Annotated in this window: 17 protein-coding genes and 2 pseudogenes; 5 read left to right on the top strand and 14 right to left on the bottom strand. The window is 67.8% G+C overall.

What is annotated here, in order from left to right:
- Positions 1-855: an alpha/beta hydrolase gene (locus G9373_RS13165; RefSeq protein ID WP_043788017.1), complete on the bottom strand. Its 855-nt coding sequence runs from the start codon at positions 853-855 to the stop codon at positions 1-3.
- Between the two features lie 69 nt (positions 856-924).
- Here G9373_RS13165 and G9373_RS13160 point away from each other — a divergent pair, with 69 nt between their 5' ends.
- Positions 925-1,527 (top strand): CGNR zinc finger domain-containing protein, encoded by a 603-nt coding sequence (locus G9373_RS13160; protein WP_005563101.1) that lies wholly within the window; start codon positions 925-927, stop codon positions 1,525-1,527.
- A 67-nt stretch (positions 1,528-1,594) separates the two neighbouring features.
- Here G9373_RS13160 and G9373_RS13155 read toward each other — a convergent pair whose 3' ends face one another.
- The 3 genes and pseudogenes from G9373_RS13155 to G9373_RS13145 all read right to left on the bottom strand — a co-directional run bounded on the left by G9373_RS13155 (position 1,595) and on the right by G9373_RS13145 (position 5,625).
- The gene (locus G9373_RS13155; protein ID WP_005563102.1) at positions 1,595-2,953 is read right to left on the bottom strand and encodes a styrene monooxygenase/indole monooxygenase family protein; all 1,359 of its coding nucleotides are present in this window, start codon (positions 2,951-2,953) and stop codon (positions 1,595-1,597) included.
- Positions 2,954-2,981: 28 nt separating this feature from the next.
- Positions 2,982-4,396 (bottom strand): annotated as a pseudogene (locus G9373_RS13150) (LLM class flavin-dependent oxidoreductase).
- Positions 4,393-5,625 carry an acyl-CoA dehydrogenase family protein gene (locus tag G9373_RS13145; RefSeq protein WP_167115418.1) on the bottom strand — a complete coding sequence of 411 codons (1,233 nt, stop codon included), beginning with the start codon at positions 5,623-5,625 and terminating at the stop codon, positions 4,393-4,395. Before G9373_RS13145 ends, G9373_RS13150 begins: the two are co-directional and overlap by 4 nt.
- Before the next feature lie 405 nt (positions 5,626-6,030).
- Here G9373_RS13145 and G9373_RS13140 point away from each other — a divergent pair, with 405 nt between their 5' ends.
- Positions 6,031-6,489 carry a hypothetical protein gene (locus tag G9373_RS13140; RefSeq protein WP_005563105.1) on the top strand — a complete coding sequence of 153 codons (459 nt, stop codon included), beginning with the start codon at positions 6,031-6,033 and terminating at the stop codon, positions 6,487-6,489.
- A gap of 67 nt (positions 6,490-6,556) precedes the next feature.
- Here the strand turns inward: G9373_RS13140 and G9373_RS13135 are convergent, their stop codons facing one another.
- The 7 genes from G9373_RS13135 to G9373_RS13105 all read right to left on the bottom strand — a co-directional run bounded on the left by G9373_RS13135 (position 6,557) and on the right by G9373_RS13105 (position 13,825).
- Positions 6,557-7,309: an SDR family oxidoreductase gene (locus G9373_RS13135; RefSeq protein WP_005563106.1), complete on the bottom strand. Its 753-nt coding sequence runs from the start codon at positions 7,307-7,309 to the stop codon at positions 6,557-6,559.
- A complete protein-coding gene (locus tag G9373_RS13130; protein WP_005563107.1) occupies positions 7,306-7,614 on the bottom strand; it encodes a YciI family protein in 309 nt (102 codons plus the stop codon). Before G9373_RS13130 ends, G9373_RS13135 begins: the two co-directional genes overlap by 4 nt.
- Position 7,615: 1 nt before the next feature.
- Entirely contained in the window at positions 7,616-9,349 is a 1,734-nt protein-coding gene (locus G9373_RS13125; RefSeq protein WP_064080352.1) for an FAD-dependent oxidoreductase, read from the bottom strand.
- A gap of 172 nt (positions 9,350-9,521) precedes the next feature.
- Positions 9,522-10,283 (bottom strand): IclR family transcriptional regulator, encoded by a 762-nt coding sequence (locus G9373_RS13120; RefSeq protein ID WP_005575358.1) that lies wholly within the window; start codon positions 10,281-10,283, stop codon positions 9,522-9,524.
- Positions 10,284-10,301: 18 nt separating this feature from the next.
- Complete coding sequence (locus G9373_RS13115) at positions 10,302-11,654, bottom strand: MFS transporter (protein ID WP_167115415.1); 1,353 nt, start codon at positions 11,652-11,654, stop codon at positions 10,302-10,304.
- A gap of 119 nt (positions 11,655-11,773) precedes the next feature.
- Positions 11,774-13,051 (bottom strand): hypothetical protein, encoded by a 1,278-nt coding sequence (locus G9373_RS13110; protein WP_043794390.1) that lies wholly within the window; start codon positions 13,049-13,051, stop codon positions 11,774-11,776.
- A 120-nt stretch (positions 13,052-13,171) separates the two neighbouring features.
- The gene (locus tag G9373_RS13105; protein ID WP_005575360.1) at positions 13,172-13,825 is read right to left on the bottom strand and encodes a TetR/AcrR family transcriptional regulator; all 654 of its coding nucleotides are present in this window, start codon (positions 13,823-13,825) and stop codon (positions 13,172-13,174) included.
- 76 nt (positions 13,826-13,901) lie between these two features.
- On the opposite strand from G9373_RS13105, the gene G9373_RS13100 reads away from it, so the two are divergent.
- Positions 13,902-14,795: an SDR family oxidoreductase gene (locus tag G9373_RS13100; protein ID WP_005575361.1), complete on the top strand. Its 894-nt coding sequence runs from the start codon at positions 13,902-13,904 to the stop codon at positions 14,793-14,795.
- Between the two features lie 40 nt (positions 14,796-14,835).
- Positions 14,836-16,329 (top strand): NAD(P)/FAD-dependent oxidoreductase, encoded by a 1,494-nt coding sequence (locus tag G9373_RS13095; RefSeq protein WP_064080357.1) that lies wholly within the window; start codon positions 14,836-14,838, stop codon positions 16,327-16,329.
- A gap of 32 nt (positions 16,330-16,361) precedes the next feature.
- Here the strand turns inward: G9373_RS13095 and G9373_RS13090 are convergent, their stop codons facing one another.
- Together G9373_RS13090 and G9373_RS13085 are read right to left on the bottom strand one after the other, a co-directional pair.
- Entirely contained in the window at positions 16,362-17,405 is a 1,044-nt protein-coding gene (locus G9373_RS13090) for a YihY/virulence factor BrkB family protein (protein ID WP_133985356.1), read from the bottom strand.
- 54 nt (positions 17,406-17,459) lie between these two features.
- Positions 17,460-19,901, bottom strand: a complete 2,442-nt coding sequence (locus tag G9373_RS13085) for a response regulator (protein WP_167115412.1) — start codon at positions 19,899-19,901, stop codon at positions 17,460-17,462.
- A 197-nt stretch (positions 19,902-20,098) separates the two neighbouring features.
- Between G9373_RS13085 and G9373_RS13080 the strand changes: the two genes are divergently transcribed.
- The gene (locus G9373_RS13080) at positions 20,099-21,454 is read left to right on the top strand and encodes an MFS transporter (protein WP_005574522.1); all 1,356 of its coding nucleotides are present in this window, start codon (positions 20,099-20,101) and stop codon (positions 21,452-21,454) included.
- Positions 21,455-21,673: 219 nt separating this feature from the next.
- Here G9373_RS13080 and G9373_RS13075 read toward each other — a convergent pair.
- Positions 21,674-22,408 (bottom strand): annotated as a pseudogene (locus tag G9373_RS13075) (amidohydrolase); the annotation flags it as partial.
- Positions 22,409-22,530 lie beyond the last annotated feature (122 nt).

The raw sequence follows: 22,530 nt of genomic DNA, 5'->3' as shown, positions 1-22,530 counted from the left end.
TCACTGCGCGAGGAAGTCGGCGAGAGCCTGCGCCACGAGGGCGGGCTCGTCCTCGGTGAGGAAGTGCCCGGCACCGGGCACGAGCGTCGCTCGCGCCCCGGGGATGCGGCGCGCGAGATCGTCGGCGAACGACCGGTCCAGCCATTCGTCGTCCGCACCCCACACGATCTGCACCGGCACCTTCACGGTGCCGAGTTTCTCGACGACGTCGGCGGTGTCGCGTTCGTCGAAATATTGGACCTGGTCGAGGTAACGCTGCTGCCCGCTCGCGCCCGCGAAAGGACCGAGGTAGGCCTCCGCGACGGACGCCGGCAGCCGACGACGGGTCGCGGTGTCGAGGTGGGCCTCGGTGATCCGCTGGAAGATGTGCGTCGGCATCGTGCGGTACACGTCGAGGTGGCGTTGCATGTGCTGCGCCACCGGCGTCACCCACGGTGAGAGCACCGCCGCGTCGAGGAGGGCGATGCGCCGGACCGGGACTCCCTCGACGAGGTGTGCCCGGAGCACCGTTGCCGCACCGATGTCGTGGCCGACCAGCACAGGCCGCTCGAGTCCCCAATGCTCGACCAGCCGGGCGAGCACGCGCGCGTGCGTGCGGATCGCCACCGGCTCGCCGGGAACCGGTGGCGAGTCACCGTAGCCCGGAAGGTCCCAGACGTATACCGTGTTCTGCTCGGCGAGGCGGGGAATCACCGCGCGCCACAGATACGACGACGAGGGCGTGCCGTGCACGAGAACGACGGGCGGGCCGTCGCCGAAGACTCCGGCCGCGACGGTGGCGCCGTCCACCGTGAGCCGGTCGGGCAGGCGCCACCGGTCGGTGTCGACCGTGTTGGCGATCTGCTGTCGAGTCATGATCATCCTCCCGAGACGTAATGGTTAAACTGGCTTGGTAACCATTACGCTAGACGGAGGACGTAAGCGATGCAACTGACTTTCACCGATTACACTTTCGGGGCATCGGTGGCGACGGCGCTCGTCCTCACCGCCCCGGAGGTGCTCGTCGCGACCGGTGACGCCCTCACCGACGGCGAGTCGCTGCATGCTTTCCTCACCGAGCACGGCATCGTCCCCGGCGACCGGCCGGCGACCGGCGCCGATCTGGACGAGGTTCGTGCGTTGCGAACACGCGTGCGCGACATCGTGGCCGCGCCGAACGAAGAGGCGATCGTCGACGGGGCCAACCAACTCCTGCGCGTGGCCCGCACCGCCCCCTTCCTCGGGCGCCACGACGGCACATGGACGTGGCACCTCGAGACCGCACCCGAGTCGGCCCTCGCCGACGACCTGGCCGTCGTCATCGGAACGGGCCTGCTCGGAACCGTGGCTTCGCTAGGACCGAACCGGTTCCGGTCGTGCGAATCCCCTTCGTGCAACGGAATTTTCGTCGACACCAGCCGGGCGGGCCGGCGCCGGTTCTGCATGCCCCAGGTGTGCGGAAACCGCGTCAACGTGGCGAACTTTCGCGCCCGACGCCGTCGCGAACAGCAGGACCGCCCCGGAACGGGCCCCACAGGCGCCGGGTGAGGAGTCGATGCCGATACGACCACCACCACCGGCGCCGGGTCATCGTGTGGGAACAGCGAGGAGTTGCCTAGGCTCGGGCCGCCGCAGGTGACGCGGTGAACCCAGCGCTCGGCGCGAACCGTGCCAGCACGTCCTCGGCAGGTTCCCCGGCCGCGGCGGCGATGAACGCGAGAACGTCCTCCCGGGTGTCGATACCGATCAGCGTGTCGGGTTCGGAGAGGAACCCGAACAGGGCCGCGGCAACGGGTTCGCTCACGGTCGCCGCCGGGAACAGCAATTCGGCGTGGACCGCGTACTTCGGGTCGCCGAGGAACAGCCGGGTGACCTCGGCGGCCGCGTGGCCCCGTGTGTTCCAGTGCTTCTCGAACTGCTCGGACAACCAGTCGGCGGTGAACTCGCCGTCGTGCCCGCGTGCCGCCTCGACGAGCGCGGCCACCTGCACGGCGGTGTTCTGGGCTCCCTGTCCGGCGAGGGGATCGAACGCGATCGCGGTGTCGCCGATCGCCGCGACCACGTGGCCGCTCCTGGTCGTCCCGACCGCGCGCCGCACCGTCGGGGTGACCGCCCCACTCAGCCACGAGTGCGGGTCGGACTCGATCACCTGCAACCGCTCGATCTCGGGGGCGTCGTGCGGGAAGTAGTCGCGGTAGAAGTCGACGACGGTCTGCCGCGCGGACTGCACGTCGGTGACCGCGGCGAACCGCTCCTCCCACGGGCTGCCCGGTTTCGCGAAGCCCAGGAAACTCCATGTGGCGCCGGCATCCTTGTGCAGGTACGGGCCGAGCCAGGCCTCACCGAAATCGGTGTGCAGGTTGAAGAGATTGTGCGCGCCGCCCGCCGCGGACCGGTAGCCGAAGGTGTCCGGGCCGTGTCCCAGGCCCTGCAACGTCACCAGCAGCAGTCGGCGCTGCGGTTCGCTGTACACGGTCCGTTCGGTGTCCACCGGGAACAGCGTGGACAGCCCGCCCTTTCCGGTCGCCACGAGCGTCAGGTCGTGGTCGGCGGCGATCGCGTCGAGGTCGTCGAGGTTGACGGCCCGGACCTCGAAGCGGCCGCCGCGGTCGAGGAACCGGCCAAGTCGGTCATCGGCCCGCAGTCGCACGTCGACACCCTGCGCGACGTACCGGAAGTCGGGGTCGAATTCGAGGACATCGGCGCGGGTGTCACCCTCCCCTGTGTGCAGACGGGTGCTCATCCCGGTCGAGTGCGGACCGTCGGCGTAGAGGTCCTCGATGATGCGGGCGTCGGCCTCGCGGGATTTGCCGAAGTAGACGGCGGTGCCGGTGGCCGGGACGTCGTTGCGCAAGGCGTCGCGGTCGCGGTCACTGTAGAGGGTGACGGCGAAACCGGCGTCGACGAGGCCGAGCGCGGCAGTGGTGCCGGCCAGTCCGGCTCCGACGACGGCGGCGGTGCGGGGTGTACTCATGGGTCCTCCCGGTGGTTGTGGTGGTCGTTCAGGTGTTCGTGTACGCGCGGTAGCGGTCGGTCCGCGTCGAGAGGTCGCCGCCGAGGCGGTACCGCGCGCCCCGGTGGTCGGCGGGAAGCCGGTCGCCCTTGTCGAACAGCTTGTGGCGCAGGGTCCCGTCGGTGTAGCCCGTCGGGTAGGCACCCCGGGCCTGCAGCGCCGGCACGACGTGGGTGACGACGTCCTCGAACGAACCCGGCGTGATCGCGTACGCCAGGTTGAACCCGTCGACGTCGGTGTCGGCCACCCACTCCTGCAACTGCGTTGCGACGGTCTCGCCGGAGCCGACGAACCGCGGCCCGAGACCGCCGATGCTCGCCCACTCCGCGATATCGCGCACGGTCCACTCGCGACCGTCGTCCGCGGCCTCCTGGAATGCGGCGACGGCCGACTGGATGGCGTTGCTCTCGACGTTTCCGATCGGGTCGTCGAGGTCGTACCGCGACAGGTCGATCCCCATCCAGCCGGACGTGAAGACCAGTGCGCCCTCGAGGTCCGCGTATCGCCGGTACTCCTCCTGCTTCGCGGCCGCGGCCTCGTCGGTGCTGCCCGTGATGACGGTGGACAGCGCGTAGATCCGCGCCGAATAGGGGTCGCGGCCGGCGTCGACGAGGGCCTGGCGGATCCGTGCGACGGTGTCCTTCAGCACCCGCTTCGACGGCGGCCCCACGAAGATCGCCTCGGCGTTCTCGGCGGCGAACCGGACACCGCGCGGCGACGCCCCCGCCTGGTAGATCACCGGCGACCGCTGCGGCGACGGTTCCGACAGGTGGATGCCCGGGACCGTGAAATGCGTTCCGCGGTGGCCGATGTGGTGCACCTTCTCCGGATCGACGTACACGCCGCGCTCGGTGTCGCGGACGACGGCGTCGTCCTCCCACGAACCTTCCCACAGCTTGTAGAGCACCTCGAGGTACTCGTCGGCGTGGTCGTACCGGGTGTCGTGGTCGAGTTGGTCGGCGTCACCGAAGTTCCGGGCCGCGGACGGCAGGTACCCCGTCACGACGTTCCACCCGATCCGTCCCCCGGTGAGGTGGTCGAGGGTGGAGAGTCGGCGCGCGAACGGATACGGGTGCTCGAATCCCGTCCCCGTGGTGATGCCGAACCCGAGGTGTTCGGTGACCGCTGCCATGGCCGAGACGAGCAGCAACGGGTCCGCGACCGGGATCTGGGCGCCCTGCCGCAGCGCGGCCTCGTCGGTTCCGCCGTAGACGTCGTAGGTGCCGAGCACGTCGGCGATGAACAGTCCGTCGAACAGCCCGCGTTCGAGGAGCCGGGCGAGGTCGGTCCAGTAGCCGAGGTCGGTTAGCGGTGCGACTGGTCGTCCGGGTGCCGCCACAGCCCCGGCGACTGGTGGGCGACGCAATTCATGTCGAAGGCGTTGAAGCGGATCTGCCGGGTCATGCCGGCGCGTCCGCGTCGCGCACGCTCTGCCGCTGCCCGGCGCTCCAGGCGTACGGCAGCGGATCACCGTTCAGAACGTACGCCCCCACCGACTGCTGCTTGTAGATCAGAGGGTTGTGGGCCGAAATCGTGCGTGCGTTGCGCCAGTGCCGGTCGAGGCCGAGTTCCGACGAGGTGATCGACGCGCCCCCCACCTCGAACACCTGCGCGGTCGCGTCGAGGACGAGGCCGATCACCACGGACTGTGCGCGGGCCGCGGCGGCCTCGGCACGGTCCAGAAGTTCAGGGTCCTCACCACCGGCGTCGAGCAGGCGGTCGAGTTCGTCGGCGACGGCGAGCACGGTCGCGCGGGCGCCGTATGCGGCGGCGGACAGCTTGCCGATCACCTGCTGCACGAGCGGGTCGTGCCGGGGCAGGTCGGCGGCGGCGTGGGTGAACGTGCGGGTACGGGCACGAACCCATTCCGCCGTGTCCGTTTCCGCACGGCGGGCGATCCCGGCGAGGACGGCCAATTGCACGAGTTGCAGGTAGGACGTCGCATAGGTGCGGCCGGGCGCGCCGTATCCGGGCCCGAGGATCCGGTCCTCGGGCACCACGACACCCGAGAACGTGGTCGTGCCGCTTGCAGTGAGCCGCTGTCCGAAACCGTCCCAGTCGTCGGTCTGGGCTACGCCCGGAGCGTCGGCGTCCACCAGCACCGACACCCGCTCGCCGTCGCGGTCGGCCGCGACGAGGATGTGATCGGCGTAGAGACTGCCCGTCCTGTAGTACTTCACGCCGTCCAGAACCCAGGTGCCGTCGTCGCCGCGGCGCAGCGTCGTCTGGTACCGGTCGGCGGCTCCCACCCCGGGTTCGGTGATGGCGTTGCCGATCAGTGTCCCCTCCGCCGCCGCGCGCAGCCACCGCTCGCGGTTGACCGTCGGGGCGGCGAGACGCTGGTCCTCGACGAAGCTCCAGTGCACCCGAAGCGCCTGGGGCAGATTGGATTCCGCGGCGGCCAGATCGATCAGCAGACCGAACAGCTGTCGGACCGACGCGCCGAACCCACCGAACTCGACCGGGACGCGCAGGGCACCGAACCGGGCGTCGCGAAGCAGACCCACCTCGTCGAAAGGCAGCCGGCGATCCCGTTCCCGGCCCAGCGCGCCCTCGGCGATCCGGTCGAAGATCGGATGGAACCGATCTTCCAGTTCGCGGTCGGTCACGGCCTCGATCGTTGAACTGCTCACGTGCCCTGCTCCTCGGTGCGTCGACGATGTCGACACCACCATGGGCGAAGCAAGCGCGTGGGGGCACTACTTACGATCGCACAGAGTCGAACGCGCCTGGGGCCGCTACACGTAGACGAGGATGGGGTCATAGGCCGTCCCGCCGCGGCACGGCTCGCCCGCAGCTACGCTAGCTTCCCGACCCGACGTCGATCGGCACACGAGGCGCCGAACGGTGATCACGTGTCGATGTTCTTTCGTCGACTCCACCCACGCGATCGCAGATCATTCCCGGAGGCGAACAACACGGCGCTGAACGAAGAAGTTTCCCAGCTGACAATCCTCGTTCCCCTAGCGTCGTCCGGATGACGGCAGACGGAAAGGAAGCCGTTGCGCGCCCTCAGGTGATCGAACGAAGATGGAACGGTGATCATCGAACGCAGCTCCGTCGTCGGCGCACCGATCGGGCAGGTGTGGGCGAGGGTCGTCGACCCGGAGGGGATCAACGACGAAATGCGTCCGTGGATGACGATGAGCATCCCGCGGGGCCGGGAGTCGATCACCATCGACTCGGTCCCGATCGGCGAACCGCTCGGGCGAGCGTGGCTGCGGCTGTTCGGGCTCGTCCCGTTCGAATACGACGATCTGACCATCGCCGAACTCGAACCGTGTCGGCGGTTCCACGAGAAGTCGACAATGCTCAGCATGCGCCGGTGGGAGCACGAACGCACGCTGCGGCCCTTCGACGACGGGAGCACCGGCGTCCACGACCGGATCACGTTCGAGCCGAGGCTGCCGCTGGTGCCGCTGACGCCGGTGCTCGCCCGCGTCCTGGGCGCGTTCTTCGCGCACCGGCATCACCGTCTGGTGCGGCACTTCGGCTGACGGCCTCGCCCAATGTCACACCGGTGCAGTCGGACTGAACCAATGCGACATTGGGCGACACGAAAGATCAGTGCGCCGTGTACCCACCGTCGACGACGAGTTCAGTGCCGGTGGTGAAGCCGGACTCGTCCGAGGCGAGGTAGAGCACCCCGTACGCGATCTCGTCGGGTTCCCCCTGCCGCGGGAGGGGGTTGCCCGAGACGAGCTGGCGGTAGTACTCCTCTGGGCCGATCGCGCTGCCCACGGCCGACCGCTGACTCATCGCCGTCCGCATGGACCCGGGGTGGATCGAGTTGACGCGAATTCCGTGCGGCCCGTAGGTGACGGCGTCCGCCTTGCTGAGCAGTCGCACAGCACCTTTCGACGCGTGGTACAGCGGGACGTTGGAGCCTCCCGTCAACCCGTGGATCGACGAGAAGTTCACGATGCTGCCCTTCTTCCGACCGATCATGTGGGGCACGACGTACTTGGTGGTCAACCAGACACCCTTGACGTTGACGTCGAAGATCTGGTCGAACTCGGCGACCGACGCCTCGTGCGACGGCGCGGGCCTGCCGATGATGCCGGCGCAGTTGACCAGGACGTCGGGAACACCCACGGTATCCACCACTGCAGCAACGGCCTCGGCGACGCTGGCCTCGTCGGTGACGTCGACCGCGAACGACGTGATCGTCGCCGAATCCCACGGCGCATCCGGCACTTTGAGGTCGAGGGCCGCAACAAACGCCCCCTCTCGTGCGAGCATCCGCGCGGTCGCGCCACCCAGATCACCGTTCGCCCCCGTGACGACGGCGACCTTCCCTGCCACTCGACCCGTCATGACCGACCTCCCGCTGCTGCGACGGCCCACGGGCCGATCATCGGAATCCACTCGGTGATGTCGTACGACGCGACGAATCCGTGCGTGCGGAACGGGTCGCCCTCGACGACGTCGACGACGACCTGCTTGCCCGCGGCCTCGTAGATCATCGCCGCGCCGGAGTCTTCTCCTGCCGCGAACGGTCCGGACCCGAGGATCAGCCCGCGATCGGCGGCAGCCTGCAGGTGGCTCTTGTGTTCGGGACGGTGCTCGTCCCGGCCGGCCGTGTCGCCGGTGTATACGTAGCGGACGAGGAAGAACGGCACGTCAGACCTCTTCCAGGACGGTCGGCTCGACGGATTCGGTGCGCAGCGACGCGAGGATCTCGGCGTCCCTGCCGATCGTGTATCCGAAGACGAGGGCGGGCCCGATGTTGGCGCCGTAACCGGGGTAGCCGCCACCGAAGATGCTGACGGCCGCGGAGCCGGCGGCGAACAGGCCGGGGATCGGCTGGTTGTCGTCGTCGAGGACCTGGCTGTGCCGGTCGACGGCCAGGCCGGAATAGGCTCCGAGGTCACCCATCTCGATCTTCGCGGCGTAGTACGGTCCCTTGTCGAGCGGCTCGAGGTTCGGGTTGGGCTGGTGTTCCATGTCGCCCTTGAAGTGGTGGAACCAGTTGGATCCGCGATTGAACTTCGGGTCCTCTCCCTTCGCGGCTCCCGTGTTGAACTCGGTCAGGGTCTTCTTCAGCCCGGCGATGTCGACACCGATCTCGCGGGCGAGTTCCTCGACCGTGTCGGCCTTGTGGAGGAAACCGGTCTTCTTGAAATAGCCCTGCGGGATCGGCCAGGGCTTCGCGTAGCCGATGCCGTACTTCTTCATGGCTTTCGCGTCGGCGATGATGTAGCCGAACGTCTCGTCCTGGCCGGCGTTCTCCTGAATCATCGCCATGCCGAAGTCGTGGTAGGAGCTCGACTCGTTGGCAAAACGTTCGCCCTTGCGGTTCACGGCGATCAGCCCGGGGAGCCCGAATGCCCGCAGGTGCGGGAAGATCCGCTGTTGCCCGCGCAAGCCTGTGAACACCGTCACGGGAGCCCACGCGGCGGGCTCGTGGACGTCGGTGTCGACGTGCCCGCCGAGCGGCGCGGCCAGGCGCACGTTGTCGCCGTCGTGTCCGACCGTGGGAGTGAAGTGGTTGTCGCCGTGCGGGTCATGACCCCAGTACTCGGCTCGCAGCGCCGGATCCGAGGAGTAACCGCCGGCCGCGATGACGACGCCGAGTCGCGCCTCCACGGTTCCCGCGTGCACTCCCCCGAGTACCGCCCCGGTGACGACGCCGTTCTCCGACTGCAGAATCTTCGTCACGGGCGTCTCGGTCCACATCCGGATGCCGAGCTTCGCGGCGGACGATACCATCCGCACCATCAGCGAATTGCCGTTGGTCCGGTCGAACGATCGGCGGCAGAGCACCGTCTCGACCCACGTCTCGAGGAGCTTCTTCGACACGTAGGCAAACGATTTCCACGACTGATTGGCGTGGAGGAACTGGGCGATGTCGGGTCCGACCTCGGGCATGTAACCGAAGACGGTGTAGGTGTCGAGGTAGGGGCGCAACCGCAACCGATTCTCACCGAGGGTGCGCGCGTCGACCACCTTGCCCGAGATCGCGCGTCCCGATGGCTTCGCGCCCGGCGCGTCCATCTGGTAGTCGGGAGCCATTTCCGGATAGACGAATTCGACGTCGGTGTCACGCTCGAGCCAGTCGATGGCCTCGGGCACCTCGTCGAGGAACGTGTCGACCATCTCGGCCTTGTAGCAGTCCTTGGCGAGTGCGCGGATGTAGGTTTCGATCTCCCGACGGGTGTCACCCTGCGCGACGCCCTGCTTGTTGCCCGGCACCCATGCCCAGCCGCCCGAGATCGCGGTGGTGCCGCCGAGCCACTGCGACTTCTCTGCGACGATGACGCTGTGCCCTTCGCTCGCCGCCTTGAGTGCTGCGGCCATGCCTGCGGCCCCGGATCCGATGACCAACAGGTCGCATTTAACAGTTTTCGAGCTCATGCTTGGACCTTCCCTGGAGAGTCGGCACTCGATCAGGAATCGGCGAAAGCGCTGGTGTGCAGTGACTTTCGGATCGCGATGCGTGATCGGTGGCAGTGTGTTCGTGACAACCACTCTGACCGACCCGAGACCCGAGTCACAGTGCGACTCCAATGGATGGAAAGGGTTTCTGTCAGTGCCGCGATCCGCGCGTCATCGCCCGGGTGATGCCGCGCGACGCCGTCGTCAGCGCCGCGACCACCGACTGCGGGTTGGCCTGATCGTGCGGTATGACGACGGACAGGGCGGCGATCACCCTCCCGCCGTCGGTGTCCCGCACGGGCACAGCGACTCCCGTCGCTCCGGGTGTGATGAGACCTGCAGCCACCGCGAAGTGCTGGTGCCGGACCTCGGCGAGAAGACGTCGCATCTGCTCGGGATCGGTGACCGTGGCGTCGGTGTAGCGTTCGAGCGGCTGCGACAGCAGTTCGTCCTGCACGTCGCGGGAGGCGTTCGCCATCAGAACCAGACCGGACGAGCAGGCATGCACCGGCAGACGCCCGGCGATCTTGGTGACGTTGACGACGGACCCGCGCGTGGAGAGCCGTTCGACGAACAGCACCTCGTTGCCGTCGAGGATGCCCAGCTGGGTGTGTTGCTTGATCGCCGCGTTCACGTCTTCCATGAACGGCATCGCGGCTTCGCGCAGGCTCAGGGTATGCGAGCCGCGGGACCCCAGTTCCCACATCCGCACGCCGATGCTGATGCGGGTGTCATTGCGTTCGAGGAGTCGGTACTTCACGAGTTCCCCCACGATGCGGTGCGCCGTCGCTACGGGGAGGTCGGACCGACGCGCGATGTCGGACACCGACAGGGACGGTGTGTCCGCGTCGAAGGAGGACAAGACCCTCACGACGCGGGCAGTGACCGATTCGCCTGTCGGTGTCCGTGACATCGCCCTATTGTCCTCCGGCTACTCCTGCGGGGTCGACGGACGCCCGAGTTCGGCCAGCGGCACCCGGTACGTCTCGCGGGCGGTGAAGGCGGCGACGGACGAGACCAGCATGCAGAGGGCAGTGAACACCGCGACGGGGACCCACGCGTTCACCCCGATGCCCAGTAGTGCCCAGCCGATCGCCGGGGCGAAGCCGGCGATGAGGAAGCCGATCTGCGTACCGACCGCGAAACCGGAGTAGCGCACGGGCGCCGCGAACATCTCGGTGAAGAAGCTGGGCCACAGGCCGTTCACCATCGAGTAGAACAGCGTCATCGTGAGCAGTGCGGCGACGAAGATCAGCGGAATGGAGCCGACCGAGATGGCCCAGAAGTACCCGAAGATCGTCACGGCGCACCCGAGGGCACCGGTGATCCAGACGGGGCGGCGTCCGACGCGGTCCGACAGCTTGGCGAGCAGCGGGATCGCGACGATGGAGCCCGCGATCGACACCGACGACGCCCACAGCATCGTGGTGCGGTCGATGCCGACGTCGGGTCCGGTGGCGTAGGCGAGCCCGAAGACCGTGAACACCGTCTGCCCGACCGCGAACAGCGAGCACAGCGCGATCCGCAGCACGTCCCGCCACTGGGTGGTCACGACGGTGACGACGGGCAGCTTCTGCACTTCCGCATGCTCACGCGACTTCTCGAACACCGGGGTCTCGTCGAGCTTGGTGCGCACGAAGTAGGCGACCACGAGCATCACGGCGCTGCACCAGAACGGGATTCGCCAACCCCAGCTGTCGAGTTGGTCTTTCGGCAGCGCGGCGACGGGGATGAACACGAGGGTCGCGAGGACCATCCCCGCGGCATATCCCGTCATGGTGAAGCTGGTGAAGAACGCCCGCCGCCCCTCCGGTGAGTGCTCGAGCGTGAGAGTGCTGGCTCCGGCGGCCTCACCGCCCGCGGAGAATCCCTGCGCGAGGCGGCACAGCACGAGGAGAATCGGGGCGGCGATGCCGATCTGCTCGTACGTGGGCAGGAACCCGATCGCCAAACTGGACAGACCCATGATGAGCAGCGTCAGCAGCAGAATCTTCTTGCGGCCCAGCTTGTCTCCGAAGTGACCCAGCACGATTCCGCCGACGGGCCGGGCCACGTAGCCGACTCCGAACGTTGCGAGCGCGGCGACCGTGCCGATCGCGTCGTTGCCGGCCGGGAAGAACGTGTGCCCGAAGACGAGGGCGGCGGCGGATCCGTAGATGAAGAAGTCGTAGTACTCGAGCGCACTTCCGAGGAACGACGCGAGCGCCGCCTTCTTCGGCGTCTTCGCGACCTCGGTGGGTGTCGCGGTCGTCGGGCTGTCGTGCGTGACGGCGGATACGTTCATCGACTCTCCTGCGATCGGGCCTGGCGTGGTGTGACACAACGTGCCAATCACGCCTGCGCGTGCACAACGTCACATCCATCCATTGGAAACCCTGCCTCGTGCCCCGGACACGGCTACCGCTACGGATGCGCCGGGGACAACTCCCAGCCGGTGCTCAAGTCGCGGGCGAGGTCGGGCACCCGCCGCAGCACCCGCTGGCTCTCGACGAAGTCGCGGAACGGGATGGCGAGCAGAGCCCGCAACTCTCCCGGACGGCCCTCGGCGAGCCGCTGGTAGGACGAGGCGATGTCACTGACGATGTACTGCCAGCGCGGTTCGCGATCGGCCCAGTTGAAGCCGGGCAGGGGCGTGCGGAAACGGTAGGCCGAGCCGTTGACGTCGCCGTTGACCGACATCGGCGCGACCTTTCCCGGTGCGCGTGAGCCGGGGACCGAGGGTTGCGCCGCGAGGGTGGTGGCGTAGGTGAGCGCGCGGCCGACGCCGTCGCGGGCTGCCGCGGTGACGTCCCACTGATCGGCGATGATCTGATTCTGTTCACGCGACGCCATCCGGAACAGGGCGTCCGCGTATCCGGACGGGGTGCCGGCGAAGATGCCGTTCCAGGCGATCTCGGCATTCTCGTCGAGCAGTCCGGCGGCGGCCATCTCCTCGACAGCCGCCCTGCCTTCGGTCACATACGCCTCGTGCATGGGCACCATGTCGAAGTAGATGTGCTTCTGCATCATCAGCAGGCGCTTCTGGTACCAGTCCAGGTCGTCGGCGGTCATCGCCGGGCCGACGGCGGCGAGCGTTCTCGGGTCCGCGGGCAGGAGCGTCATCGCCTCGCCGGGCAACCCACGGACCGTGGACGCGACAGCGTTGCCGAGCGTGTGGACGGCGTCGACTCCGAGCACGGTCCGGCCGAGGTCGAGGTCCCAGAAGCCGGCGGCGAACGAACCTCCCGCCAGCCCGGCCATCCCGGACCAGTAGAGCTCGGTGCGTTGGAGTTGGTAGCGGCCGTAGTTCTCGTAGACCCGGTCGACCACCGCAGCGTTGGCGATCAGCCCCGCGTTCGGATCCCACGCGGCCAGGTCGATGCCGGACGCCTCCGATCCACGAGCGAGCCAATACTGTTGCAGAAGAGCGGAATACCGCGTCGGAGCGACACCGTCGGAGCGGGCGGCCGCCAGCGCGGCGCCGAGGGCTACGGAATCAGTGGGCAGCCGGGGGTCGAGTCCGCCGATCGACTCCGCTGCCGCGTTCGCCGGCGTGATATCGATCAGGCCCTCGTAGCCGGCGGCGTGCGCGACGATCGGCGTCGGTACCGCGAGCGCGACCATCCCGAGCAGCGCGACGAGCACCGCGCGGATCGTCGTGTTGTGGACCGATGGCGATTGGCAGTGCACAGCACCGGGCATGTCAGGTATTTAACAACATATATGTGATGGCGTCAGAGGTTTGCCCGGATTGCCTCCGGCGCATGCAATCCCAGGTCAGCGCATGTGAGTGGCAAAGCGTGCGCCCGGACGCCGCGCCACTCACGTGGTCTGGGGGCCGAGCTGCCCCAGGACGGCCGAGAGAATGGTGTGCGCGCTGCCGATGACGGACTCGATCGGCTGCGGGTTCTCCGACAGCACCCATTGCTGGGCGATCATCAGCACGGCTCCCACCAGGCCGGTTGCGAGGGTGCGCAGGTGGAAGTCGGGAAATGCCGTTCGGTCGACGGCAGGGTCGATAACGACGAGAACGGCGTCCACGAACGACACGGTGACGCGGCGGTAGGCATTGTCGACCTCCGGCCCGACGCCGAGGACCTCCTGGAATGCGATCCGCGGGATCCGCGGGTCGTCGGCGACGGATCGGAAGAACGCGGTCAGCGCGCCGCGAACCCGCGCGTCGAGATCGGTGCCGCCCTCCCCCGCACCGCGCAGGACGCTGCCCCGCAGGCGGTCGGTCACGCTCGCGTACGCGGCCAGGAGCAGGGCCTCGCTGTCGTCGAAGGACTCGTAGAAGTAGCGCTTGGTGAGCCCGGCGGTCTCGCAGATCTTGCCGACCGTCGCGGACCGGTATCCGCTGGTCCCGAACACTTCGACGGCCGCATCCACGAGGCGCACGCGGCGCTCTTCCTGACGCTGACGCGGACCCGCACCGCGGTAGGTGCGGCCCGTTTCGTCGAGCTTGGGCGAACTCACGCCCCCATATTGACACCGCACAGTTCCAGATACAAACTGACACCGAACGGTGCCAGATCACACGCCAGGAGATCCCATGCCCACGCTCAGGAACAAAGTCGCACTCGTCACCGGAGCCGCGCGTGGCATCGGCGCGGAAACGTCCCGCGCCCTCGCCCGCAAGGGCGTCAAACTGGTTCTGATCGATCTGGACGCCGAGCCACTGAAGGCCCTCGCCGCCGAACTCGGCGACGACGTCGCGCTCGCCGCGGCCGCCGACGTCTGCGATCTGGCCGCCGTGCAGAAGGCGGTCGACGCCGGTGTCGCGAAGTTCGGCGGCATCGACCTCGTGCTCGCGAATGCCGGTATCGCCAGCTACGGGTCGGTCATGCACGTCGACCCGGCCACGTTCAAGCGGGTCATCGACATCAACATCCTCGGCGTCTTCCACACCGTCCGAGCTGCGCTTCCGTCCGTGATCGACCGCAAGGGCTACATCCTGGTGGTGTCGTCGCTCGCCGCGTTCGCGCCCGCACCCGGGCTGGCCGCGTACAACACGAGCAAGGCCGGCATCGAGCATTTCGCCAACACCCTTCGTCTCGAAGTCGCGCACCACGGCGTCACCGTGGGCTCGGCCCACATGTCGTGGATCGACACACCGCTCGTTCAGGATGCGAAAGCCGACCTCACCGCGTTCAACCAACTTCTCGCCGTGCTGCCGGGACCTCTGGGCAAGACGACGTCGGTGGACTCGTGCGTCGACGCGTTCGTGGACGGCCTGGCCGGGCGGAAGCGCCGGGTCTACGTGCCGCGGTGGGTCGAGCTCGTCGGCTGGCTGAAGGCGGTGGTGACGTCGCCGATCGGGGATCGCAGCCTGCTGCCCCACGTCCCCCGCATCCTTCCGCTGATGGACGAGGAGGTCGCGAAGCTCGGCCGGTCCACCAGCGCACGTAATGTCGCTCTCGGCGACGTCGCCGTAGACCCGAAGTAACCGCCAGTCACCGCCAGTCACCGCCAGCGAGAGAGTGTTCATGCCACCCACCGATTCCGCCGCCGAGACCACCGGCGCGAAGGCGCCCGTCGAACACGTCGACGTGCTGATCATCGGGGCCGGACTGTCCGGGATCGGTGCCGCGTACCACCTGCAGGACAACTTTCCCCGACGGACCTACGCGATCCTGGAGAGCCGCGAATCGATCGGCGGCACCTGGGACCTGTTCCGCTACCCCGGTATTCGCTCCGACTCCGACATGTACACCCTCGGCTACCGGTTCAAGCCGTGGTCGGGTGAGAAGTCCATCGCCGACGGGCCGTCGATCCTCGAGTACGTCCGCACGACCGCCGCCGAGCACGGGATCGACCGGAACATCCGGTTCCAGCACAAGGTCGTTCGTGCCGAGTGGTCGACCCCGGACGCCCAGTGGACGGTCGACGCCGAGCGCACCGATACCGGCGAGACGGTCCGGTTCACCGCCAACTTCCTGATGTCCTGCAGCGGCTACTACCGCTACGACGAGGGCTACACCCCCGAGTTCCCGGGCCTCGACCGGTTCGCCGGGCAGGTCGTGCACCCGCAGAAGTGGCCCGAGGACCTCGACTACGCGGGTAAGCGGGTGGTCATCATCGGCAGTGGGGCCACCGCCGTGACGCTGGCGCCGTCGATGGCCGCCGAGGCCGCGCACGTGACCATGTTGCAGCGCTCGCCCACCTACATCATCTCGATGCCGGCCAAGGACAAGCTGGCGAACCGGCTCCGCCGGCACCTTCCCGCCAAACTCGCCTACGGCCTCACCCGCCTGAAGAACGCTTCGGTCGCAACGGCGATCTACCAACTGTGCCAGCGCTATCCGGACTTCATGAAGGGGCGCATCCGGCAGATGCAGGAGAAGTGGCTGCCGAAGGGCTACGACATCGACACCCACTTCACGCCCCGGTACAACCCGTGGGATCAGCGACTGTGCCTCGTGCCCAACGGGGATCTGTTCCGGTCCATCCGGAACGACGAGGTGTCGATCGTGACCGACCACATCGACACCTTCACCGAAACCGGTATCACGCTGAAGTCCGGTGAGGAATTGCACGCCGATGTCGTCGTCACCGCGACCGGCCTGAACCTGCTCGCGTTCGGCGGAACGACGCTCGCCGTCGACGGCCGCGACATCGACCTCGCCGACACCATGGCGTACAAGGGAATGATGCTCAGCGGGGTGCCCAACTTCGCGTTCGTCATCGGGTACACCAACGCGTCCTGGACGCTCAAGGCCGACCTGGTGTGCGAGTACGTCTGCCGTCTGCTCGCGCACATGGACGCGAACGGCTTCGCCCAGTGTGCCCCGGCGCGTGACAGTTCGGTCGAGGAGGAGCCGTTCCTCGACTTCGCCGCCGGCTACGTCCTGCGGTCGGTGGAGTCGTTCCCGAAGCAGGGGTCCGAAGCGCCCTGGCGGCTGCGGATGAACTACTTCCGCGACCTTCTGACATTGCGGCACGGCAAGGTCGTGGACGACGCGATGGCGTTCCGCCCGTGAGTACTTATTAACCGCGGGAGGTTAACAAGTACTCACGGGCCCGGAGGGCACTCGGTCTCACGTAGGGCCCTGCCCTCCTGCACGTATTGCTCGTACTTCTCGGCGTTCTTGTCGGAGACCCGCGTGTCGCGGGGCGGCAATTGCAGTTCGTCCTCGGCCGGCATGCCGGCCTGCAATTCGCGTCCGCGTTCGAGTTCGGCATCCAGTTCGGCGCCGAAGAGCAACGCCAGATTGGTGATCCAGAGCCACAGCAGGAACACGACCACGCCGGCCAGGGAGCCGTACGTCTTGTTGTAGCTGCCGAAGTTGGCGACGTACAGACCGAACAGGACCGACGCCAGGATCCACGTCACGATGGCGAGGAACGCACCGGCGCTCACCCAGCGGAACTTCGGTTGCTTCACGTTGGGCGTGACGTAATAGAGGATGGCCACGGCGACCACGACGACGCCGAGGACGAACGGCCAGCGGGCGATGTTCCAGACGGTCAGGGCGGTGTCACCGAATCCGATCGCGTCACCCACCGAGCGTGCGACGGGGCCGCTCAGCGCGAGCATTGCCGCAGCGGCGGCCACCAGGACCAGACCGACGATGGTGACGGCCAGCATCAGCGGCCGGAGCTTCCACACGGGACGCCCCTCCTCGACTTCGTACATGCGGTTCATGGCGCGTCCGAACGCCCCGATGTAGCCGGACGCCGACCACACCGCACCCAGCAGGCCGAGGACCAGTGCCATGCCCGCGGTCGGAGTCTCGACCAACTGCGCGATGGGGTCACGCAACGTGTCCACGGCGGAGGACGGCCCGAGGTCGTCGACCATCTGCAGGACCGCATCGGTGGTGCGCTGCCCCTGACCGAACACTCCCAGCAACGAGACCAGCGCCAGCAGCGCAGGGAAGAGCGAGAGGACCGCGTAATACGTCAGTGCGGCGGCCAGGTCGGTGCACTGATCGCGCGTGAATTCGTGCGCCGTCTTCCTGATGACGTACCACCAGGAAGGTTTCGTCAGGTCCGCAGGCGAATCCGGCTTCCGCGGATCGTCGGGGTCCGGTTCGGCGTGCTGATCGTCGTTCATCGGTGACGCCTACCCGGAACCCGGCTCGCGGAAACTGTGGCCTTTCCTTCGGCTCTACTCGCGATCGGTGCCTGCGGTGAAGTTCGCGACGACCTCCGCCGCGATGTCCCGAAGTTTGACGTTGCGATTCTGCGAATAGGACGCGAGCCTGTCGAAGGCGGTGTCGGCGTCGCACTGGAACGCGGCCATGGTCAGCCCGACAGCTTGGCTGAGGGTGGTGCGGGTATCCAGTGCCGTGCGCAGATGTGTCGACTCGAGCTCACTGTCCGTGATCAGAGTTTCACGAAGCCAGGACATTTCGAGATGAACACGTACCCGCGCGACGAGCTCGCTCGGCTGGAAGGGCTTGACGATGTAGTCGTCGGCTCCCTGGTTCAGCCCGTCGACGGTCGACTCCGTTCCCGCGCGGGCGGTGAGCAGAATGACCGGCAGCCGCGCCGTCGATTGCTCCGACCGCAGCTCGCGAAGGAAGTCAATGCCGTCGCGACCGGGAAGCATGACGTCGCTGAGCACGAGATTCGGTGTGCGGGCGGCGACATGCTTCAGCGCGGACTCCACGTCGGCGACGGCGTCGACGTCCCATCCCTGCTCCTGCAGCAATCGGGTGAGGTACGCCCGCAGGTCCGGGTGATCTTCGACGAGCAGGATGCGGTGGCCGTCCGCTCCGCGTTCGTTCGAACCGTCGACCTCGACGGACGGTTCCCGCCGTTCGACATCGCCGAAGGACGTTACCGCGCCGATGGGCCGGTCGTCTGCCCGCGGGGTCGCGCCGTCCGGTGCCGGGATCCGCGGTACGCGGACGGTGAAGGTGCTGCCCCGGCCCGGGGCGCTGTCGAGGTCGACGGAACCGCCGAGCGCCGCGGCGAGATCGGACACCAGGGAAAGCCCGATGCCGACGCCCCCACCGCTGCCCGACCCGCCGGCCTCGACGCGATGGAACCTGTCGAATACGCGTTCCCGTTCTTCGGCGGGAATCCCCACACCCGTGTCGGTCACGCTCAGCACCAACTGGCCGGCGTCCTGGCGGAGCGCTATGGACACGGATCCGGACCGGGTGTACTTGACCGCGTTCGACACGAGATTCAGCACGATCTTCACCCACATCTCGCGGTCCAACTCGACCAGGCCGGAGGCTTCGTCGAGATCGGTCCGGAGCGCGAGTCCCGCCTGCGCGGCGGCGGAATCGAACATGCTCACGCAGTCGGCCGTCAATTGGCCGATATCGGTCGGCTCCGTGTGTGGCAGAAGCTGGCCGGCTTCCGCCTTGGACAGATCGAGAAGGCCGTCGACGAGCTGCTGCAGCCGGACCGCCGCACGATAAGCGGCCGCGATCGCTTCGCGCCGATCTGCGGGAGACTCGTCCTCGGGCTGCTCGCGCACAGCCTCGAGGGGTCCGAGCAACAGGGTCAGCGGGGTACGGAACTCGTGACTGACGTTCTGGAAGAACCGCGTCTTCGCAGCGTCGAGTTCCGCCAGTGCAGCGGCGCGGTCCCGCTCGAACTCGTAGGCCAGGGCGTCCGTGACCAGGGTCGACACCTTCGCCGTGACCAGCTCGACGAAGCCCCGATACGCGTCGTCGAAGGCGCGATACGGACTGATCCCGAGCACCAGCACACCTACCGGCTCCGCGTGACCCGTCACGATCAACGGGCACAGCCTCACCTCCGTCACCGCCTTCGACCCGGCAGGCTCGAACGCCACGCCCGACGCCCGGACACGGTGGCGGGTGACGTCGGTCGCCGGGATCCGGGCGGGCCTGAACTCGCCGTCGTCGTCCACCCCGGCGGCACCGACGAGCACGAGGTCCTCGGGCTCGTCGTCACCCGTGCCGCCGACGACCTCGCGGCGAAGATGGATCGCGGCCAGCGGAACGTCCTGTCCGTTGTCGCCTAGTACCCGCACGACCGCACGACAGGCATCGACGAGCGGATCGTCGCCGCCTGCGGTGGAGACCGTGCCCAGTTGCCGCAGAGTCTCGAGTCGGCGCTCGCCGAGCACGGTCGCGGTCACATCGGTCGTCGCCACGAAGATCCCGGCGACGTTCCCGTCCTCGTCCTGCACCGGACTGTAGGAGAACGTCCAGTAAGTCTCCTCGAGGTACCCGTGCCGCAGCAGGTACAGCGGCTGATTCTCCGTGTAGGTCGCTGCGCCGCCCGACATCACCTGCTCGGCGAGCGGTCCGACCTCGTCCCAGATCTCCGCCCAGCACTGCGCCCCGGGTTCACCGATCGCCGCGGGGTACTTGGCACCGAGGACCCGGGTGTACGCGTCGTTGAAGATCTGCACGAGCTCAGGCCCCCACCAGAGCAGCATCGGGACCTCGGAGGGCAGCACGGTCCGTACTGCCGCCCGCAGTTCGACAGACCAGGTCTCGACCGGGCCCAGCGGCGTGGCCGCCCAATCGGTGCGGCGTAGCCGCTCCCGTGTCTCGCCCGGCCCGGCGAACAATCGATCCGCCGACCAGGAGTTACCGAAACCCGAGCCAGTCACATCCATGGACCTTTCGCCCACTGCCGGTCGCCCGGTCCCCATCCAGTTGTCATCACTGAAATGATCACCCAGCACCGCATCCCACCGCCACTTCTGTATTCCAACATTCGGAAGTGAAGTTGGAAACGAGTGATCTCTCCGCCACGGTAGGTGAGTCGTGAGCCATATCACAGCCCACCTCCGAGGAAGAGCAGGTTCCGAGCATGCAATTCGACCTACGCGAACGCATCGACAGCAGCCCGATGACGCGCTACCAATGGGGCGCCATCGCCATCTGCGGTCTACTCAACGTGCTCGACGGCTTCGACGTCCTCGTCATGGCGTTCACCGCACAGTCGGTGTCGCAGGAGTGGGATCTGTCCGGCTCCGTCGTCGGCTTGTTGCTCAGCGCCGGACTGTTCGGCATGGCCGCGGGATCGCTGTTCCTGGCACCGTGGGCTGACACCATCGGCCGCCGCGCCATGATCCTGCTGTGCCTGGCACTCGCGTCGACGGGCATGCTGCTGTCGGCGGTCAGCCAGAACGCGATGCAACTCGGCCTGCTCCGCGCCCTCACCGGCGTCGGCATCGGCGGAATCCTCGCCAGCAGCAACGTCATCGCCAGTGAGTACGCGTCGAACCGCTGGCGCGGGCTCGCGGTGAGTCTCAATTCCACCGGTTACGCCGTCGGCGCCACCCTCGGCGGAATCATCGCCGTCGTCCTGCAGAACTCACTCGGCTGGCGTTCGGTGTTCCTGTTCGGTGGACTGTGCACGGCGGCGATCATCCCCGTCGTCTACGCCCGGCTCCCCGAATCGATCGACTTCCTGCTCGTCCGGCGACCGGCCAACGCCCTCGACCGGATCAACGCCTTCGCCCAGCGGGTCGGTCAGCCGCGACTCGACGAGCTGCCCGCACCGCGTGCCGCCGCCACCGCCGACGCCGGATTCGCGATGCGCGTCCTGCTGTCCCCGCAGCGCCGCCGCAGCACACTCCTGGTGTGGTTCGCGTTCTTCATGGCGATGTTCGGCTTCTACTTCGTCACCAGCTGGACCCCGAAACTGCTGGTCGAGGCGGGTATGTCCGCGAACCAGGGCGTCACCGGCGGAGTGCTCCTCAACCTCGGCGGCATCTTCGGCGCCACCCTGCTCGGGGCGCTGTCCGCACGTTTCGCGCTGAAGCGTGTGCTCATCGCCTACATGGCGATCGCGGGCGTACTGCTCGTCGTTTTCGTGCCCGCCACCGCGTCCATCGTCATCGCGTTCGGGCTCGGCGCCCTGATCGGCGTCTTCGCCAACGGCTGCATCGCCGGGCTGTACGCGATCACGCCGTCGGTCTACTCACCGGCCGTTCGGGCCACCGGCGTCGGCTGGGGCATCGGCATCGGCCGCGTCGGCGCCATCGCGTCCCCGATCGTCGCGGGCGCCCTCCTCGACCGCGACTGGTCGCCCACCCAGCTGTACATCCTCGTCGCCGCGTCCTTCGTCCTCGCCGGACTCGCCGTGTCGAGACTGCGATTCGAGAAGACCGGCGTGGACACCGGCGACGCCACCGCGGACGCACCGCTGCCTACCCACTGAGGCGGCTCCGCCACCCGTGTGCCTTTCTGGTTGCCGGAACAACCAGAAAGGCGCACGGGCCCGGAGGGCCTCGAGCCCGACCTTCGACAGGATCGCCGTCATCGCCGTCTGGACGCCGGTGGACAGGGTGGGCTCCGCGACGGGGGCGAAGAACGGTGAGTGGTTCACCGGCACAGGCTTTCCGCTCTCGAGGGTCTCCGCGGTGTGGCCACCGAACATCCAGAACACCGACGACACGCCGATCACCTCGGCGAGCAGACCGAAGTCCTCCGAACCCATCATCGGGGACGACGGCGTGACGTTGTTCTCGCCCAGCACCTTCTGGAGTTCGGCGACGAGTTCTGCGGTGGCATCGGGATCGTTGTAGTTGCGCGGGAACGTGTACAGCTCCTCGATCAGCGGCTTCGGCGCCCCGGATGCGGCGGCCTCGGCGTAGATGATGCGGCGCAGCGCGGCGTTGACCTGCTCGCGCACCTCGGGGTCGAGGGTGCGCACGTTGATCGTGAACTCGGCCCGGTCCGCGATGATGTTTTCCTTCAACCCCGCGTGGAACGTGGCGACCGTGACCACCGCCGGCTTCAGGGGGTGCACTTCGCGGGACACGATGGCCTGGATGCGGTTGATCATGTTGACACCCTGGATGATCGGGTCGATCGAATCCTGGGGCTGGGAGCCGTGCGACCCCTGGCCGTAGACGGTGACCTTCAGCGAATCGGCCATGGCCATCGCGTCGCCACTCGTGACGTGCACGGTGCCGGCCAGCATCGGCCCGACGTGCTGCCCGAAGATGATCTCCGGCTTGGGTTCCCGGTCCCACAGACCGTCCTCGACCATCGCCTTCGCCCCGGCCGCCGTTTCCTCGCCCGGCTGGAAGAGGAACACGATCGTTCCCGCCCACGCCTCCCGCGCACCGGCGAGCAGTTCGGCGACGGTGAGGAGGGTGGCGACGTGCGTGTCGTGGCCGCAGCGGCAGCGCGACCACCGTGGCCCGGGGCTGCTTCATCGACACGAGGCGGAAATCGCCAGTGCGCGTTCGCATACCGAAAACCCCATGTGAGTGGCAAAGCGTGCGCCAG

Origin of the sequence: Rhodococcus sp. A14 (genome assembly GCF_011603105.1) — a bacterium.
In the GTDB taxonomy this organism is placed as follows: Bacteria; Actinomycetota; Actinomycetes; order Mycobacteriales; family Mycobacteriaceae; genus Rhodococcus_F; species Rhodococcus_F opacus.
This window is presented reverse-complemented; position numbering and strand designations above follow the sequence as displayed.